14 protein-coding genes are annotated in these 16,703 nt (G+C 71.7%); 6 read left to right on the top strand and 8 right to left on the bottom strand.

What is annotated here, in order from left to right; translation table 11 throughout:
• Nucleotides 1-42 precede the first annotated feature (42 nt).
• Nucleotides 43-804, bottom strand: a complete 762-nt coding sequence (locus FH715_RS11500) for a class I SAM-dependent methyltransferase (RefSeq protein WP_139644080.1) — start codon at nucleotides 802-804, stop codon at nucleotides 43-45.
• A gap of 298 nt (nucleotides 805-1,102) precedes the next feature.
• Here FH715_RS11500 and FH715_RS11495 point away from each other — a divergent pair, with 298 nt between their 5' ends.
• Nucleotides 1,103-2,938 carry an NUDIX hydrolase gene (locus FH715_RS11495; protein ID WP_139644077.1) on the top strand — a complete coding sequence of 612 codons (1,836 nt, stop codon included), beginning with the start codon at nucleotides 1,103-1,105 and terminating at the stop codon, nucleotides 2,936-2,938.
• 49 nt (nucleotides 2,939-2,987) lie between these two features.
• Nucleotides 2,988-3,671 (top strand): hypothetical protein, encoded by a 684-nt coding sequence (locus tag FH715_RS11490; protein ID WP_139644074.1) that lies wholly within the window; start codon nucleotides 2,988-2,990, stop codon nucleotides 3,669-3,671.
• Between the two features lie 33 nt (nucleotides 3,672-3,704).
• Here the strand turns inward: FH715_RS11490 and FH715_RS11485 are convergent, their stop codons facing one another.
• Nucleotides 3,705-4,391: a siderophore-interacting protein gene (locus tag FH715_RS11485; RefSeq protein WP_139644072.1), complete on the bottom strand. Its 687-nt coding sequence runs from the start codon at nucleotides 4,389-4,391 to the stop codon at nucleotides 3,705-3,707.
• Between the two features lie 236 nt (nucleotides 4,392-4,627).
• Between FH715_RS11485 and FH715_RS11480 the strand changes: the two genes are divergently transcribed.
• Nucleotides 4,628-5,272, top strand: coding sequence for an SMI1/KNR4 family protein (locus tag FH715_RS11480; protein ID WP_139644069.1), 645 nt, complete (start codon nucleotides 4,628-4,630; stop codon nucleotides 5,270-5,272).
• A 115-nt stretch (nucleotides 5,273-5,387) separates the two neighbouring features.
• On the opposite strand, the gene rhaS is transcribed toward FH715_RS11480, so the two are convergent.
• The 5 genes from rhaS to FH715_RS11455 form a co-directional block, all read right to left on the bottom strand.
• Nucleotides 5,388-6,485 carry a rhamnose ABC transporter substrate-binding protein gene (gene rhaS / locus FH715_RS11475; RefSeq protein ID WP_139644066.1) on the bottom strand — a complete coding sequence of 366 codons (1,098 nt, stop codon included), beginning with the start codon at nucleotides 6,483-6,485 and terminating at the stop codon, nucleotides 5,388-5,390.
• On the bottom strand, nucleotides 6,482-7,591 hold the full coding sequence (locus FH715_RS11470; protein ID WP_139644063.1) for an ABC transporter permease: 1,110 nt from the start codon (nucleotides 7,589-7,591) through the stop codon (nucleotides 6,482-6,484). Before FH715_RS11470 ends, rhaS begins: the two co-directional genes overlap by 4 nt.
• Nucleotides 7,581-8,627: an ABC transporter permease gene (locus FH715_RS11465; protein WP_139644060.1), complete on the bottom strand. Its 1,047-nt coding sequence runs from the start codon at nucleotides 8,625-8,627 to the stop codon at nucleotides 7,581-7,583. The genes FH715_RS11470 and FH715_RS11465 overlap by 11 nt, the downstream gene beginning before the upstream one ends.
• On the bottom strand, nucleotides 8,624-10,237 hold the full coding sequence (locus FH715_RS11460) for a sugar ABC transporter ATP-binding protein (protein ID WP_139644057.1): 1,614 nt from the start codon (nucleotides 10,235-10,237) through the stop codon (nucleotides 8,624-8,626). The genes FH715_RS11465 and FH715_RS11460 overlap by 4 nt, the downstream gene beginning before the upstream one ends.
• Nucleotides 10,238-10,466: 229 nt before the next feature.
• Nucleotides 10,467-11,294, bottom strand: coding sequence for an SAM-dependent methyltransferase (locus FH715_RS11455; RefSeq protein ID WP_139644054.1), 828 nt, complete (start codon nucleotides 11,292-11,294; stop codon nucleotides 10,467-10,469).
• Between the two features lie 705 nt (nucleotides 11,295-11,999).
• On the opposite strand from FH715_RS11455, the gene FH715_RS11450 reads away from it, so the two are divergent.
• The 3 genes from FH715_RS11450 to FH715_RS11440 are packed head-to-tail and all read left to right on the top strand — an operon-like array spanning nucleotide 12,000 to nucleotide 15,190.
• On the top strand, nucleotides 12,000-13,241 hold the full coding sequence (locus FH715_RS11450; protein WP_139644051.1) for a quaternary amine ABC transporter ATP-binding protein: 1,242 nt from the start codon (nucleotides 12,000-12,002) through the stop codon (nucleotides 13,239-13,241).
• Complete coding sequence (locus tag FH715_RS11445; protein ID WP_139644048.1) at nucleotides 13,238-14,218, top strand: ABC transporter permease; 981 nt, start codon at nucleotides 13,238-13,240, stop codon at nucleotides 14,216-14,218. Before FH715_RS11450 ends, FH715_RS11445 begins: the two co-directional genes overlap by 4 nt.
• Nucleotides 14,219-14,272: 54 nt before the next feature.
• Nucleotides 14,273-15,190, top strand: coding sequence for a glycine betaine ABC transporter substrate-binding protein (locus FH715_RS11440; RefSeq protein ID WP_139644045.1), 918 nt, complete (start codon nucleotides 14,273-14,275; stop codon nucleotides 15,188-15,190).
• A 91-nt stretch (nucleotides 15,191-15,281) separates the two neighbouring features.
• On the opposite strand, the gene FH715_RS11435 is transcribed toward FH715_RS11440, so the two are convergent.
• Nucleotides 15,282-16,643, bottom strand: a complete 1,362-nt coding sequence (locus FH715_RS11435; RefSeq protein WP_139644043.1) for a DUF6271 family protein — start codon at nucleotides 16,641-16,643, stop codon at nucleotides 15,282-15,284.
• Between the last annotated feature and the right edge of the window lie 60 nt (nucleotides 16,644-16,703).

Below are 16,703 nucleotides of genomic sequence, written 5' to 3'. Positions count from 1 at the left end.
GCTGCCGCACCCCGTCCTGACGGCGCGCCGCGGCTCCGCCGTCTACGCACCCCGCCCGCCGTGCAGAAGGAAGACCTCGTCGTGGAACTCGAACACGGGCGGTCGCCCGCGGCCGTCCCGGGCCACGACGCGCTGGAACGCCGCCAGGACGGACGGCTCCACGGCGAGGGGATCGGCGTGGCCCAACATCCGCAGCAGCGAACGGAGTGCGCCGTCCTCCTCGGCGAGCGTCCGCAGCCCGACGCCGATCGGGCGGGTGGTGGGCCGGTACGACACCGAGACCCGGTGCCGCGCCCAGGAAACGTCCCGTTCCGCCAGCCACGCCGCGAACTCCTCGGCGTGCGCCATCCTCGGCTCCGCCTCGCCGCGCGAGACCCGGACGCCGTGGCGCAGCACATAGGAGTCGGAGCGGTGACTGTGGAGGACGACCACGATGACGGCCGGCGGTCGGCTCCCGCGCGCCCGTTCGATCAGCCCCCGCATGACGGGCTGCCAGGGGTGCAGGTAGTAGAGCACATGGGACACCAGAACGAGCGACCTCGCCGGTGAGAGGTCCCGCGCCAGCGGCGTGGCGCCGAGATGGGCCACCACCGGCACCACCCGCTCGACCCGCGCGGAGAGGACGCGACGGGCCTCGTCCAGCAGTCTCCGGTCGCGGTCGAGGAGTATCCAGCCGGCCGAGACCGTCAGGCGGTCGGCCAGCCGACGGCTCAGCCCGCCGTCCCCACAGCCGAGATCCACCACCACGTCCCAGGCCCGGGAGGGCAGCCGGTCGGCGAGCACCTCGGACACCCCGGACGTCAACGAGGGGAAGCGACCCGATGACACAAGCCCCTGACGATAGGGGTACGCGTACTCCTCCGGCACACCGGCAGCTCTACCCCCCGCTCCCGCACCCACGCGCCCTTGTGCGCACCCGCACGCGGCTGGTAGGTCTTGCCCGTTCAGCGGGTGCCGAGCCAGGTGCCGCGTCGAACAGGCCGAACGGAACCCGTCGGAGAGGCACTTCCCGAGACGGATCGGACCCATCACCGTGACCATTGGGCCGGGAAAGACCTGGCGCAGCCTCACCGCTTTCGCCGCCCGAAACGCCATCCCCCTCATGGCCGTTTCGCTGATCCTGACCATCCAGGCGTCGTCCCTCTTCGTGGGGGCCGTGCGCGCGTTCGCCACCAGCTACGTGGGCAGTTTCACGCAGGGAATACTCACAACGGTTGCCTTCGGTCAGATCACGACCGCGACCGTGCGGAGAGCCAGGCACAACCGGCGCATCGGGCAGATCTACGAGATCCTGAACGCGAGGGTCACCCGCGGCCAGGAACTCGACTGCGAGGAACTCCGGGAGGCGTTCCTCGGGTTGCGGCTTCTCGCCGAACTCCGCCGAAGCGGCTGGAGCACCCAGGTGGACGCCACGCCGTCGGAGTGCGGGGTGTTCGTCCTCGGGTACCAGTACCACGGGCACGCGATCGAGATATTCGACTTCGACTCCTCCTGCCTCACCGAGCTGGCCAGCAGGGCGGCGGAGGACGAGAGTTACCGGCGGCTGGTGCTGACACACGCACTCTCCGCTTTCGTTCCCCGCGAGGAACTCGACTCGCTGGCCTCGGAGATCGAGGCGAGGGCGGTGGTCAGGTTCCGGGTCACCTCCCGGTTCTCCGAGGCCGACGTGCGGCTGGAACACAAGATCCGGGCGACACGAAAGGACCGGCTGACCATCGTCAGCACCACCTCGCAGACCTCCGACTTCCTGGCCGGAATCATCGCGAGAAACGGCAGGAACCTGGAAAAGGTCGAGATAGCGCACGTCTCGCCGCTCGTCGTCTCCCATCCCACGCTGCGCCGGCAGTCCGCCGGGGAGGCCCGCGTTCCCACGGCGGTGAAGCCGGAGGGCCAGCAGATAGCGGACCCCGAGACGGACATGCTGCGCCGGGGCGTCCGCATCCTCACCGGTCTCGACAAACTCTGGAACACCCTGGAACTCCCCGCCGACACCGCCCTCCGCACGGTGGCGTTCACCCAGTCGCACCCGGGAGTGAAGATACGCGGGCTGCGGAAGCTGACCTATCTCCAGATCTTTCCCGGCCGACTCGACTACGCGGACAACCTGTACCGCTTCGGGTACGAACTGACCGACGCGCCGCTGGTCGCACGGATCAACGGGTTTCTGGACAGCTGGATGGCGGACCGGTCGGAACGGTTCCCGAGCCGCGCGGCCGTCGCCGCTTTGACCGCGCGTGGCACCGGCGAACTGGCCCGCTGGCTCCTCGCGGTCCCCGACGCCCCGCGGAAGATCTCCGACCACCGGGAGCAGTTGTTCAGCCTTCTCCCCGAACCCGCCGCGAGAAACACGGCGCAGGAGGTTCTCGACCGCTTCTCGGTCGGTCTCGCGGCCATCGAGGGAAACGACGTCGCTCCCACCAGAACCGGAAACAGCACGAGGGACGGAATGAACCAGCACCGAATCTTCGTCCGGCCGGCCCGGATCGACCACGCGGGTCCGAACGTCGTCATCGACAACGGAAACCGCCCGGCCCACGTCTCCGCCGGCGTCGTGGTGCGGCACGGCGACCGCGTGCTGGTGGTCAGAAAGACCAAGCCCCCGAACGAGGGGCGGTGGAGCATTCCGGCCGGCCACTGCGAATGGGGGGAGTCGGGACTGCTCGCCGCCCGACGCGAACTCCACGAGGAGGTCGGCATCGAGACGACCGCCCTCCAACTGATGTTCCGAGGAATGCTGAGGGAGGGGCAGGAGTGCCGCTACGGGGTCTCCGACCACCTCTGGTTCCTTTTCCGCCACACCACCCCGGAGATCCCGCGCATTCTGCTGGCACGCTCCGAGTTGGAGGAGTACCGATGGGTGGACCGCGCGGGTCTTGACGAACTCACGGAGAAGACCCCCGCTTTCGCGATGCTGCTGCGGAGCGTCGATGCCCTGTGACGAACAGGTCATCTGCGTCAGATTCCCCGGATACGGAACGACGAGAAGAATGGGGCGGATCGAGTCCTACTCCTCCTGCGCCTACCGCGACTTCGGCATCGACCCGGACCTCTTCGGCCGGCTGCTGCGCACCGTCGGCGCGCTGGCCCGCGACGTCAGGGTCGTGCTCGTCCCCAGCGGCGCCGGCGCCTATCTGCTGACCGACCTGGCCCGCAGGCTGAACGTGGACGACGAGGCGGTGGCCGACATCGGCGCCCAGGTCGTCGCCGCCCAGTCGAAGGTCATCCAGCACTGGCTCCGCCGGAACTCCGCCCATCGCTCCACCCTGGTCGACCACCCCACCGAGTTGCCGGACGCGCTGGCCGGCCATCGGGTCTGCACCCTGCTCCCCTCGACCGACTTCGCCACCACGGACTCCCTGTGGGCCGCCGCCACCTACCACTCGCGCTCCCGCGTCGCCTGCACGTTCAAGCACTTCTCCCGGCTCAACTCGCTGGGCCCCAACCTCCTGGACCTGCCGGGCCGGTTGAGCCTGCGCCAGCTGGCGACGGCCTCGCTGGGCTGGCAGGCCGCGGGGGCCCCGCCGATCATCGACGCGCAGGCCGCCGACTACCTGGCGCGGAGCCGGTGCGCCGCGTGGGTCCTGCACACCGACCACCCGGAGGACGTCTCCCGCGTCGCGCGGGGACTCGCCCCGAGCGGCCTCGCGCGACGGGTCGACACGGCCTGTTAGGCGAGTGGCGGACGGAGGAGCACGACCCGGCCGTCATTCCATGCCCTTCTTGCCCGGCGTCCAGAACGGTTTGGTCAGGACCGCGCGCCGGTCCCAGCCCGCCTCCCTGACGAGCACCTGCCGCACTGCCTGCACGTCCCGTGCCTCCCCCGCGACATACGCGATCCCACCGGGCTCGGGAGCGAGTCGTCGTACCGCGTCGGGCAGTGACGTCTCGCCCCGGACCACCCAGTCCAGCCGGTCGCTGCCCGCCAGGGGCAGCCGGTCCGCGGCTGTCGCCGTCTCGATACACCCGGAGACGACGGCTTCCCCGGGCAGTGCCGCGAGCATCGCACCGAACGCGACCGAGGCCGTCTCGTCGCCGACGAAGAAGTGGCGGGCGGCATCGGGGCGCAGCATGAAGGTGCCCTCGGGGCGCCGCAGCCGCACCTGTTCGCCCGGCGCGACGGCACGGCCCCATCCGGCGCCCGGTCCGCCTCCCGCGTGGTTCAGTACGCACAACTCGACGACGCCGGACGGGTCGTGGTGCCAGATCGAGTACGTGCGGAGGGTGAGTCCGCCGACCAGGACGCGCACCTGCTGGCCCGGCCGGACCTCCAGGCCGGCCAGTTGCCCGCTCTCGATGCGCAACCGGCGCATCCGAGCGGTGAGTTGCTCCGCCTCGGTGACGGTGCCGCGTATGGTCAGAAGATCGAGGACGGGCCTGAGAACAGCGGGCATGAGGGACTCCTCAACGGGGCGGGGTGAGTCGTACTCGGCGGAAACGCGACGCGGTAGTAAGCGGTCACGGGGGTGCGCGAGGGTGCGCGTCGGCGTGGCGCCCCCGTAACCGGCGAACACGGGGGTGTGACCTTATCCGCTGATCGAGGTCGGCTACGCCGCGATGACCATGAAGGGCATCGACCCGTGCCGGCCGGCGGCCACCGGCGGCGGGAGCGGGACGGCTGCCTGGCACCATGATCGGCATGAGTGAGACAACCACGTCCGCGGAGAACGAAGTTGCCGGGGTTCCGACCACGCCGGAGGAGTGGCGTGCCTTTCTGGAGCGGTACGGCGAGCTGTACGCGAGGGTTCGTGCCGACGGCGACGAACTGGTCGATCTGCTGGACGACGATCAGCTGGAGGTCCTGGAGCGAGGGGGGCGGGTCCAGCCGTGGTTGGGCGAGACCCCCGCTCGGGAGGAGGCCCTGGCGGCGGCCGAGGAGCGGCTCGGAGTGCGGTTCCCACCCGGCCTGCGGGGGTTCTTCCAGGCAAGCGACGGGTGGACGCGCCTCGAAGGCTACGTGGACGGTGTCCATTCCTGCGGCCGTGTCGTGTGGATGCGGGACAGCGAGGCCGGCGGGCGCGTGATCGCGACGTACGACTCGATACCCGGCAATGAGGACGAAGTCCTGTTGTTCCGCCGGTGCGTCGAGATCGCCCGGGGCGAGGACTACTGGCTGCTCGACCCGACGGATGTCGGGCCGGACGGCGAGTGGGCCGCCTACGAGTTCGCACCGAAGTACGGCGACACCACGGAGTACCCCAGCTTCTCCGCGCTGTTCCACTCCGGGTACGCGAGCATGGAGGAGGACGACGACGAGGACGAGGACGTGGACTGAGTCGGTTCCCCGCGGCCGGGGGCGGCGGGGCGCTGCCGGACCAGCGGTTGCGGTACCCGCGCCGGACCGCCGCCCGCCTGCAGGGGAACGGCGGTCCGGCGCGGGTACCGCCGCGTCAGAAGTCGTAGTCGTCGATGTTCTCCGCGTCGAAGCGGGTCGGCGGACCGAGGGTGATCACCCCGTCCGCGCCCACCGTGTACTCGCCCAGCTCGCCGGCGGTGAACGTCTCGCCCTCCGCGCCGGTGATGATGCCGGAGGAGACGGCGGCGCCCGCGTAGACGGCGAGTTGGCCGAGCTGGGTCGGGTCCCACAGCGCGAACTCGGTGACCGTGCCGTCGGCGACGAACTCCCGCATCTGGTTGGGGGTGCCGAGCCCGGTGAGCGCCACCTCGCCGCCGTACTCGGAGCCCTGGAGGTAGCGCGCGGCGGCGGCGATGCCGACCGTGGTGGGGGAGACGATCGCCCTGAGGTCGGGGTGGGCCTGGAGAAGGCCCTGGGTCTCGCGGAAGGACTTCTCGTCCTCGTCGTCCCCGTAGGCGGTGGCGACCAGTTCGATGTCCGCGTAGTCGGGGTTCTCCGCCAGCTCGGTCTCCATGATGCCGATCCAGACGTTCTGGTTGGTGGCGTTGGCCGTCGCGGAGAGGACGGCGATCTCGCCCTCGCCGCCGATCTGTTCGGCGGTCATCTCCAGCAGGGAACGGCCGACCTCCTCGCCGTCGACCTGGCTGACGAAGACGTCGCGGCACTCGGGCGCCACGTCGGAGTCGAACGTCACCACCACGGTCTCCAGCGCGCGCGCCTGCTCCAGCGACGAGCACAGCGCGTTGGGGTCGTTCGCGGACAACAGCAGGACGTCCGTGGCCTGTTGGCTGAGCGTGTTGACATAGGAGAGCTGGGACGAGGCCGAGGCCTCGGAGGGTCCCGTGTAGTCGTAGGAGCCGCCCAGCTCCTCGGCGATCTGCTCGGCGCCCTCGCTACTGGCCTCGAAGTAGGGGTTGTTGACCGACTTCGGCAGCATCGCGACGCTCAGGTCCGAGGCGTACTCGGCGTCGGGGTCGGCGGTCGCGTCGCCGGCGGGGGAGTCGTCGCGTTCCTCCTCGTCGTCCCTGGTGGTGCCGCCGCAGGCGGCCAGGGTGGCGAGAAGTACGCCGAGGGCCAGCGCCCTCGTCGATGCGGTGCGGGCGCGGGTCCTCCCGCGGGGCGTGCGGTTCATGGCGTGCCATCCCTTCGTGTCGGCTCGGGGGCGGGGCTGCGGGTGCCCGGCGGGGGCGGCTCGGGCCCCCGGGGCGGCGGAACGGCGCGGGCCGCGCGGCGGGCGAGGCGTGCGCGCAGCGCGGCGGTGACGTTGGGCAGCAGCACCGAGAGGATCAGCAGGGTGCCGGTGACCACGGTCAGCGCGTCGGCAGACACCTTCGCCAGCCGCAGCGCGTTCTGGAGCGAGCTGAGCAGCACGACGCCGGCGACGACGCCGAGCAGCGTGCCCCGGCCGCCGTAGATGGAGACGCCGCCCAGCAACACGGCCGCGACGACGGTGAGTTCGAGCCCCTCGGCGTTGTCGGCGCGGGCCGTCGAGTAGCGCAGCGTCCAGTAGGCGCCGACCAGTCCGGCGACCGCGCCGGCGATCACGTAGAGCCAGAACTTGGTGCGCTCCACGGGGATCCCGGAGAACGCGGCGGCCGTGTCGTTGGCGCCCATCGCGAAGAGGGAACGGCCCACCGGGGTCGCGTGCAGCACCACCGCGAAGACCGTCACCAGCAGCAGGATCGGCGGCACCACGTTCGGGACCCAGCCGCCGCCGAGCGAGCCGATCGTCCAACGGGTGTACTCCCGCGCGAAGTCGGCGACAGCCGTGTCACCGAGCAGCACATAGGCCAGGCCCCGGTAGAGGGCGAGTGTGCCGATGGTCACGGCCAGCGAGGGCAGCCCGAGGACGGTGACCAGCAGCCCGTTGAACGCGCCCAACACCGCGCCGGCCAGCACCGCCAGCGGGATGATGGTCTCCAACGGCATTCCAGCCGCCCAGAGTTCACCCATCAGGGCACTGGTAAGGCCGACCGTACTGGCCACCGACAGGTCAATCTCACCACTGACCACGATCAGCGTCATGGGCAGCGCCAGCAGCAGCACGGGCGCCAGGTCGAGGATGAGGAACGTCGCGTTCCTGGTCGTGCCGAACTCCTCCACCGTGCCGGACGCCACCACCAGGGTCAGCACGGTGAGGACGACGACCGCCGCGTCCCAGCCGGCGAGGCGGCGCGGGAGGCGGAGCGTGTCGCGCAGCGGGGCGCGGGTGGCGCGGGACGGGGCCTCAGTGGACATCGGCGTCCCTCCCTCGGAGCGAGGCGGCGACGCGCAGCGCGACCAGCCGGTCCAGGGCGATGGCCGCGATGATCAGCGCGCCGACGACCGCGCGTTGCCAGAACGGGTCGACGCCCAGCACCGGCAGGGCGTTGTTGATCACGGTCAGCAGCAGCGCGCCCAGCGCGGCGCCGAAGACGCTGCCGCTGCCGCCGAAGATGGCGACGCCGCCGACGACCACGGCCGCGACGATGTCCAGTTCCATGCCGTAGCCGGCGGAGGCGTCGACCGTTCCGTAGCGCGCGGCGTACAGGACGCCGCCGAGCCCGGCGAGGGTGCCGGAGACGACATAGGCCAGCAGCAGCCGGGACGGGATGGGGATGCCCGCGAGCCGGGCGGCCTCCTCGTGGGAGCCGATCGCGTACAGGTCGCGGCCGGCGCGGTGGCGGCGCAGGAACTCGCCGACGGCCAGCAGCGCGGCCACCGCGATCAGGAAGAGCCAGGGGACGCCGAGCACCCGCGCGGTGCCGAAGTCCAGGAAGCCACGCGGGAGTTCCCCGGCGCTGATGCGGGAGCCGCCGGCCAGGAAGTAGACCAGGCCGCGGAAGACGTAGAGCGTGCCGAGCGTCGCCACCAGCGCCGGCACCCGGCCGTAGGCGATGACCACCCCGTTGACCGCGCCGCAGGCAGCGCCGATGCCGACGCCGACGAGCGCGGCCAGCGGGACGGGCAGCCCCGGGTGGTCGGCCAGCACGGTCGCCGTGCCGAACGCGGACAGGCCGAGCACGGAGGCGACCGACAGGTCGATGCCGCGCCCGACGACCACCATCGTCATCCCGCACGCCAGCAGCAGGGTGAGCGCGGTGGACAGCAGGATGTCGCGGACGGACTGGGCGGAGAGGAAACGGGAGTTGGCCAGCCAGGTGGTCGCGACCAGTAGGACCAGTGCGACGACCAGGCCCAGCGCGCGGAACCGCAGCACCGCGTCCAACAGGGCCGCGCCGCCGCGCCGTCGACCTTCCTTCGGTGGCTCGGGCGGCCGTGCGGTGACGGTCATGCGGGGGCCTCCTGACCGGTCGCGGCGCGGATGACGCGCTCCTCGTCGGCCGTCTCACGCGGCAGGTCGGCTACCAGTCGGCCCTCGCGCATGACCAGTACCCGGTCGGCCATGCCCAGCACCTCCGGCAGTTCGGAGGAGATCAGCAGGATCGCCACGCCGTCGGCGGCGAGCTGGGCGATCAGCCGGTGCACCTCCGCCTTGGTGCCGATGTCGATGCCCCGGGTCGGCTCGTCGACGATCAACACCCGGGGGCCGGTGGCCAACCACTTGGCGAGAACCACCTTCTGCTGGTTGCCACCGGAGAGCGTGCCGACCGGGTCGTCCAGGTCGCCGTAACGGGTGCGCAGCCGGGTGGCCCACTCCCTGGCGGCGCGGCGCTCGGCGCCGCCGACGAGGAAGCCGAAGCGGGAGAGCTGGCGGGCGCGCGGCAGGGTCGCGTTGCGCTGCACGGAGGCCGCGAGCACCAGGCCCTGCTGGCGGCGGTCCTCGGGGACCAGCGCGAGGCCGGCCGCCATCGCGGCGCGCGGCCGGCCGTTCGGCAGGGCGCGGCCGGCGACCGTGACCCGGCCCGCGTCGCGCCGGTCGACGCCGAAGACGGCGCGCGCCACCTCGGAGCGGCCGGCGCCGACCAGCCCGGCGAGCGCGACGATCTCCCCGGCGCGCACCCGGAAGCCGACGTCCCGGAACGCGCCGGCCCTGCTCAGCCCCTCGACCTCCAACACCACCTCGCCCGGCGGGCGTTGCTTCCCGGGGCGCACGAAGAGGGCGTCCGGCTCGCGGCCCACCATCCGCGCCACCAGCTGGTCGACGGTGGTCTCGGCCAGTGGTCCGGTGGAGACATGGGCGCCGTCGCGCAGCACGGTGACGCGCTGGCAGAGGGCGGTGACCTCGGCGAAGCGGTGGGAGACGAAGAGCACGGCTGTGCCCTCGGCGCGCAGCGCGTTCACCACGGAGAAGAGCCGGTCCACCTCGGGCCCCGACAGGGCGGCGGTCGGCTCGTCCATCACCAGCGCGCGGGTCTCCAGGGAGACGGCCTTGGCGATCTCCACGATCTGCTGGTCGGCGATGGAGAGGCCGCGCGCGGGGCGGCGCGGGTCCAGCGGAACACCGAGCCGGGCGAGCAGGGCGCGCGCCCGCTCGCGCATGGCGTGCTCGTCGATCCGGCCGAACCGGCCGCGCGGCTGGCGCCCGGCGAAGACGTTCTCCGCCACGCTCAGGTCGGGGAAGAGCGCCGGCTCCTGGTGGATGACCGCGACGCCGGCCGCCCTGGCGTCCTGCGGGCTCTTGAACTCCGTTGCCGCCCCGTCCAGTTCGAGCACGCCGCGGTCGGGCTGGCGGACCCCGGCCAGCACCTTGATCAGCGTGGACTTGCCGGCGCCGTTCTCGCCGACGAGGGCGTGCGCCTCCCCGGCGTGGAGCTCGATCCGCGCGCCGCGCAGGGCGGCGACCGCGCCGTAGCTCTTCCACACGTCGCGCAGGGCGACGACGGGTGGGGGCGGTCGGTCGTCGTGCGGGGTTTCGGAACCGTGCTCCTCCGGGGCGGCGCGGCCCTCGGGGGTGCGGCTGCCGGGCGCGTGGTCCTCGGGGTTGGGGCGGGAGGCGGCCATGGACCCTCCACTCGTGAATCGTTTCATGCGCGCGGCGTGGGACGCCGTGCGGAGCGATCGTCGCGATGGATGGTGCGGGGGAGGCTGCGTCGGTCGTGAGGGACGGAAGCGGGTGGTACCCATGCTTCCCCCGGCGGGCCGACTCCATACCCGGCGGCCGTGGCGAAGAACGGCGGGCGCGCGTCCCGTTCCCCGGAAGGAACGGGACGCGCGCCCGCCGCGCGGGAGTTCAGGGCTTGCGGGCGACCAGGCCCCACTGGAAGAGCTGGTCGGTGGGCGGAGCGGCGGACGTCGCGGGACGCCAGCGGGCGATGGGTAGCACGCCCGGCTCCACGATCTCCAACCCATCGGCCGTGGCCGCCAGTTGGGCCTCGCTGCGCGGGTAGTAGGGAACGGCGCCGGAGGCCGCGTAGTCCTTGTTGAGCGCGATCATCACCGGGTCGTCGATGCTGTCGCAGGTCACCAGGTAGCTGCCGCTCGGCAGTCGGCGCATGTAGTCCTGGACCAGCTCGGCCGCCGCGTCGGGGCGGATGTGGCCGAGCATCGACAGCAGCATCAGGCCGACGGGGCGCTCCAGGTCCAACGTGGCGCCGGCGGCGGCGAGCACCGCGCCCGGGTCGCGCACGTCGCCCTCCGCGTAGTCCGTGGCGCCCTCGGGCGTCGAGGTCAGCAGTGCCCTGGCGTGGAGGAGCACCAGCGGGTCGTTGTCGACGTAGACGATCCGCGCCTCGGGGTCGTAACGCTGCGCGACCTGGTGGGTGTTGTCGGCGGTCGGCAGGCCGGTGCCGATGTCGAGGAACTGGTCGATGCCGGCCTCCTGGACCAGATAGCGCACCGCGCGGACGAGGAACTCGCGCGAGGCGATCGCCAGTCCCTTCGCCTCCGGGTGGTTGGTCATCAACTGGTCGACGAGGACCTTGTCCACCTCGTACCAGTCCTGGCCGCCGATCATGTAGTTCCACACACGAGCGGAGTGGGGCACCGATTGGTCGATCCGGGCGATCAGGGCCTCGCGCTCCTGATCGTCCTTGCCAACCTGTCGATCGTCCTGGGTCATCGTGCCGTCCCTTCCTCGGTGGTTCCGGCGGCCGGCGTTTCCGCCGGACGCCCGCTCTCCCGGCGCCCCCGGCCGACGGCGCTGCTCTCCACCCGGCCCGGGATGCCCCTGCGCTCTATCAAGCCACAGGAGGCGGCGCCTGGCACCGAGGCGTGGGCGGCCGGGGTGTCAGCGCCCACGGCCGGCGCCACCCCGGGTGCCCGCGCTGTGGCTTCGCGACTGCGAACGTTTCTCCGGCTCGGTTCGCGGGTGCGCCGGCGCGCGATACATGCGGTGAACCTGGAGGTATCGCGCCGGCGCGCGATCCGGCGCGAGGGAGCCCCCTCGGTACGCGCCCGAGGCCCCCGGGTCCCGCGCGTGCCGCCCGACCCCGCGCGCACCGGGCGTAACCGGGCGGAACCCGGCCTGAGCTGCGCCTTCCGGTCGGCGGAAGCCGAAAACCACGGAGAGTCGTCGACGGGCACCCCTGGGCGACCGATGCCCCGGTTCCGGATGCGGGCGGAAATGACGCTTTCGCAGGTCGGACGGGTCTGAGGTGGATCGTTACAGCCTCGGAATGCCTGCAGTGTGCATCTTGTGCGCGGCTCGTGTAAGGCTAGACGGCGTCGCAGGGCCCACCGGCCACCGGTTTGCGAGCCCCCGACACCGCCACCCGCGTGTGATACGTGAGTGTGGCCGCCCCCCGTCCCCGACTCCTGGAGCATCGTGCCGGCCATAGAAGCGACAGGCCTGACCAAGATTTTCGGCCGTAAACCACAACGTGGTGTGCGCATGTTGGCCGAGGGAGCCGACAGAGAGAGGCTGCGCCGTGAGGGACTGACCGCGGCGGTCATCGACGCCACCTTCGACGTCAAACCCGGCGAGATCTTCGTCGTGATGGGGCTCTCCGGCTCCGGCAAGTCGACGTTGATCCGCATGATCAACGGCCTGTTGGAGCCGACCGACGGCACCCTGCGGATCGACGGCGACGACGTCACCCACCTCTCCGCCGCCCGACTGCGCGAGATGCGGCGCAACAAGGTGAGCATGGTGTTCCAGCACTTCGCGCTGCTGCCGCACCGCACCGTGGGGGAGAACGCCGCCTACGCGCTCCAGCTGCGCGGCGTGAACAAGGCCGACCGGGAGAAGGCCGGCGAGGAGGCCCTCGGCATGGTCGGCCTCGGAGGCTGGGGCGGCCACATGCCCTCCGAGCTCTCCGGCGGTATGCGCCAGCGCGTCGGCCTGGCCCGCGCCCTGGCCGCCGGCACCGACATCATGCTGATGGACGAGGCGTTCAGCGCCCTGGACCCGCTGATCCGCAAGGAGATGCAGGACCAGCTGCTGGAGCTCCAGTCCGAGCTGGGCAAGACGATCCTGTTCATCACGCACGACCTCAACGAGGCCATGCGCCTGGGCGAGCGGATCGCGATGATGCGCGACGGGCGGATCGTGCAGGTCGGCAGCGCCGAGGAGATCCTCAACGAGCCGGCCAACGACTACGTCTCCCAGTTCGTCGCCGACGTCGACCGGACCCGGGTGCTCACGGCGGGCGCCGTGATGGAGCGCCCGGTCGCCGTCGTCGGACCGAACACCGGCCCCAAGGCCGCGCACCGCCTGATGCGCGAGCACCAGACGCAGGCGCTCCTCGTCGTCAGCAACGACCGCCAGGTGCGGGGCGTGGTCTACGAGGAGGACATCGCCGAGGCCGTGCGCGACGGCTCCGAGAAGCTGCCGCTGCGCGACGGCGAGGGCATCGCCCGGGTCAGCCCGGACGACTTCCTCGCCGACCTCTTCCAGCACGCCGCCGCGACCCGCGCCCCGCTGGCCGTGGTCAACGAGACGGGCGCGCTGGTCGGCATCATCCCCCGGGTGACGCTGCTCAGCGCGTTGACCCCGCCGAGCCTCGACGAGCCCGGTGACAGCGGTGCCGAGGCCGCCCTGGAGACCACCGCGGGAGGCACCCGATGAACGAGCTGCCGCACATCCCCCTCGGGGAGCGCGTCGACGACGGCATCCGGTGGATCAAGGACAACATGTCCGGTCTGCTGGACAGCATCAAGGACTCGTTGGAGTTCCTGGTCGAGGGGCTGAGCGACTGGCTTCTGTCGCCGCCCGCGCTGGTGCTGGTGATCCTCTTCGCGCTCCTCGGCCTGGCCATCAGGTCCGTGCGCTTCGCGATCTTCGTGCTGTTGGGCACGGGGCTGATCGTGAGCATGGAGCTGTGGGAGCCGGCGATGCAGACGCTCGCGATGGTGCTCATCGCGACGATCATCGCGGTGATCATCGCCGTCCCGGTCGGTATCCTCGCCGCCCGCAACAACACGGTCAGCGCCGTCGTCAGGCCGGTGCTCGACCTGATGCAGACCATGCCGGCGCTGGTGTACCTGGTGCCCGTGGTCATCTTCTTCAGCATCGGCTACGCGCCAGGCGTGGTGGCCACCATCGTCTTCTCGATGGCACCCGGCGTCCGGCTCACCGAGCTGGGCATCCGGCAGGTCGACAAGGAGACCGTGGAGGCCGGCCAGGCCTTCGGCGGCACGCCGTGGCAGATCCTGCGGGGCATCCAGCTGCCGCTGGGGCTGCCGACCATCATGGCCGGCATCAACCAGGTGATCATGCTCGCCCTGTCCATGGCCGTCATGGCCGGCTTCGTGGGCGCCGACGGCCTCGGCAAGATCGTGGTCGAGTCGCTCTCCCGCGTCAACGTCGCCCAGGGCTTCGAGGCCGGGCTGGCGATCGTCATCCTCGCCATCTTCCTGGACCGGACCACCGGAGCCATCGGGCAGCCCACCGGGCGTTCCCTCGGTGCCTTCGTGCGCCGTCGCCGCCAGGCGGCGACGCGGGCCGCGAGCGAGCGGGCCACCGACGCCAAGGCCACCGAGACCGGGGCCGCGGAGCCGGAGAGCACGGGACCGAAGGGCGCGGAGACCGTTTCCGCGGCCTGACGGCCGACATCCCCCAGAACGTCACTTCCCCTGTCGTCAAGAGAAAGAGACCCCATGAGAACCCCGACTCCTCGCCTTCGCCAGATCTCCGCCGTGGCGGTCGCCGCCGGGCTCGGCCTCTCGCTGGCCGCCTGCGGCGGCTCGGACGACGACGAGAGCAACGGCGGCGGCGATGGGAAGTCCATCACCCTCGGCTACATCCCGTCCTGGACCGACGGTCTGAGCACCGCCTACCTGCTGGAGAACCTCCTCGAAGAGGCCGGCTACACGGTCGAGCACGAGGAGATCAGCGAGGCCGGTGTCCTCTACACCGCGCTCTCCGAGGGCGACGTCGACATGTTCCCCTCGGCGTGGCCCGAGGTGACCCACGCCTCCTACATGGAGCAGTACGGCGACCGCATCGAGGACATCGGCGCCTACTACGACAACGCGGTGCTCACCTTCGCCGTTCCCGAGTACAGCGAGATCACCTCGATCGACCAGCTGCCCGACCACGTCGACGAGCTGGGCGGCCAGATCGTCGGCATCGAGCCCGGCGCCGGCCTGACCGAGGTCACCCAGAACGAGGTCATCCCGACCTACGGCCTGGACGAGGCCGGCTACTCGCTGTCGACCTCCTCCACCTCCACGATGCTCACCGAGCTGGGCAACGCGATCGACCAGGAGGAGGAGATCGTCGTCACGCTGTGGCGTCCGTTCTGGGCCAACGCCGAGTACCCCGTGCGTGACCTGGAGGACCCGGAGGGCGCGCTCGGCGAGCCCGAGGCCCTGCACTTCCTCGGCAAGGAGGGCTTCGCGGACGAGTTCCCCGAGGTCGCCGAGTGGATCGAGGGCATCAAGCTCTCCGACGAGGAGTACGGCTCCCTTGAGGACCTCGTCGTGAACGAGCACGCGGACGACCCGGCCGCCGGTGTCGAGGCGTGGCTGGAGGACAACGCCGACGTCGTCGGCGCCCCGCCGGCCGCCAGCTGACGCGCGCGACGACAGGCCCCGGCGCGGCCCCGGTCCGAATCCAGGACCGGGGCCGCGCCGCGTCTGCGTCCGTGTGCGGGGTGCGGGGTGCTCAGCCGCGCAGCGCGGGCGCGAACTTCCGGAGATCGAGGTTCCCGGCCCGTTCGATCAGCCCCGGCCAGCGCTCCAGCAGCAGCCGGTGGTGCGCGTAGCCCGCGTCGGCCTCGCGCACGTACCGTTCCGCGTTCCGCGCCAGATGCCGGCCGATGCGCGCGTACCGCTCGTCGAACGGGATCAGGATCTCCTCGGCGAGCGCCGTGATCCTGGCCGCCCTGCCGGCCGGGTCGGCGCCGGGCAGCGCGCCGACCGCGCGGCCGATCGCCGCCCGTGACTCCGCCGGGATCAGCTCCTCGCCCGCCAGGTCGGCGCGGCCCAGGGCACCGGGCTCGAACAGCGGCCCGTAGCTGTGGAAGTAGTCGGCGAACCGGGCGACGCCCTCCCAGTACAGCCGCTTCTCCTCGGGCACGAAGCGCCCCGAGTGGTATTCGTGGAAGACCGTCCTGGTGTGGTGGAGCGCCGGGATGCCCAGCGCCATCGCCAGGTCGAAGCCGAAGTAGTCGACGGCCAGGCTGTTGTCGCTCGGCACGCTCGGCAGCAGTTCGTGCACGCGGGTGACGGCGACGTTGCCGCAGTCGGGGTCGGCGCCCTCGTTGGGTGCCAGGCGCAGGGTGCGCGCGTCCCGCCCGTCGTAGACCTGCTCGGCGGGGAAGACCTCGGAGACCAGCGCGGGCACGTCCTCGGGGGCGAAGCCCAGGATCTCGTAGAGCCGGTGGACGATGCCGTAGGAGCGCTCGGCCAGGTCCTTGACGTCGAGGTTCCACTCGCCGAAGTAGTTGCCGCCCACCACGCAGACCGGCGCGTCCTCGACGGCCGGGTCGCGGCCCTCCCTCCCGGCCGCCTCGACGTCCCCGACGCGGCGGCCGAGGAAGGCCAGTTCCACCTCGATCGGGAACCGGCCGGCGGCCTCCGGCACCTCCTCGTCCAGCAGCCGGGTGTCGGAGTCGCGCCGGTGCAGGGCCTCGGCGCCGAACGAGGCGGTCATCAGGAACAGCTTGTTCATCGCGGTGCCGTAGTCGCGCCGCGGGGAGCGGAACACCTCGGCGAGGGCGGCGGGTTCGCCCCGCAGCAGCTCGTCGAAGTAGGCGTGCTGCGCGTCCAGGGTGAGGTGGTGGACGGGCTGGTCCGGGTTCTCGCGGGCCAGGGCGGCGAGCGCCTCGGCGTTGGCCGGCACGCTCGGGCCCCGGTCGGTCTCGGAGACCACCAGCGGGATCGACCTGCCCGCCCGTTCCCTGGCGAAGTCCAGCTCCCTCAGATAGCTGGCGGCGGCGCGGGAGTAGTCGCGGTTGGTGGGGATGAGGAACACCGAGGAGCCGAAGGCGGGTTCGGCGACCAGATGCGGGGCGACGGCGTCCATCGTGGGTTCTCCTCTTCTCCGGGGGCGGGCGACCGGTAGGGGAGGGCGGCGGCGCCGGTC

It is taken from the genome of Streptomyces sedi (assembly GCF_006335015.1).
Lineage (GTDB): Bacteria > Actinomycetota > Actinomycetes > Streptomycetales > Streptomycetaceae > Streptomyces > Streptomyces sedi.
This window is presented reverse-complemented; position numbering and strand designations above follow the sequence as displayed.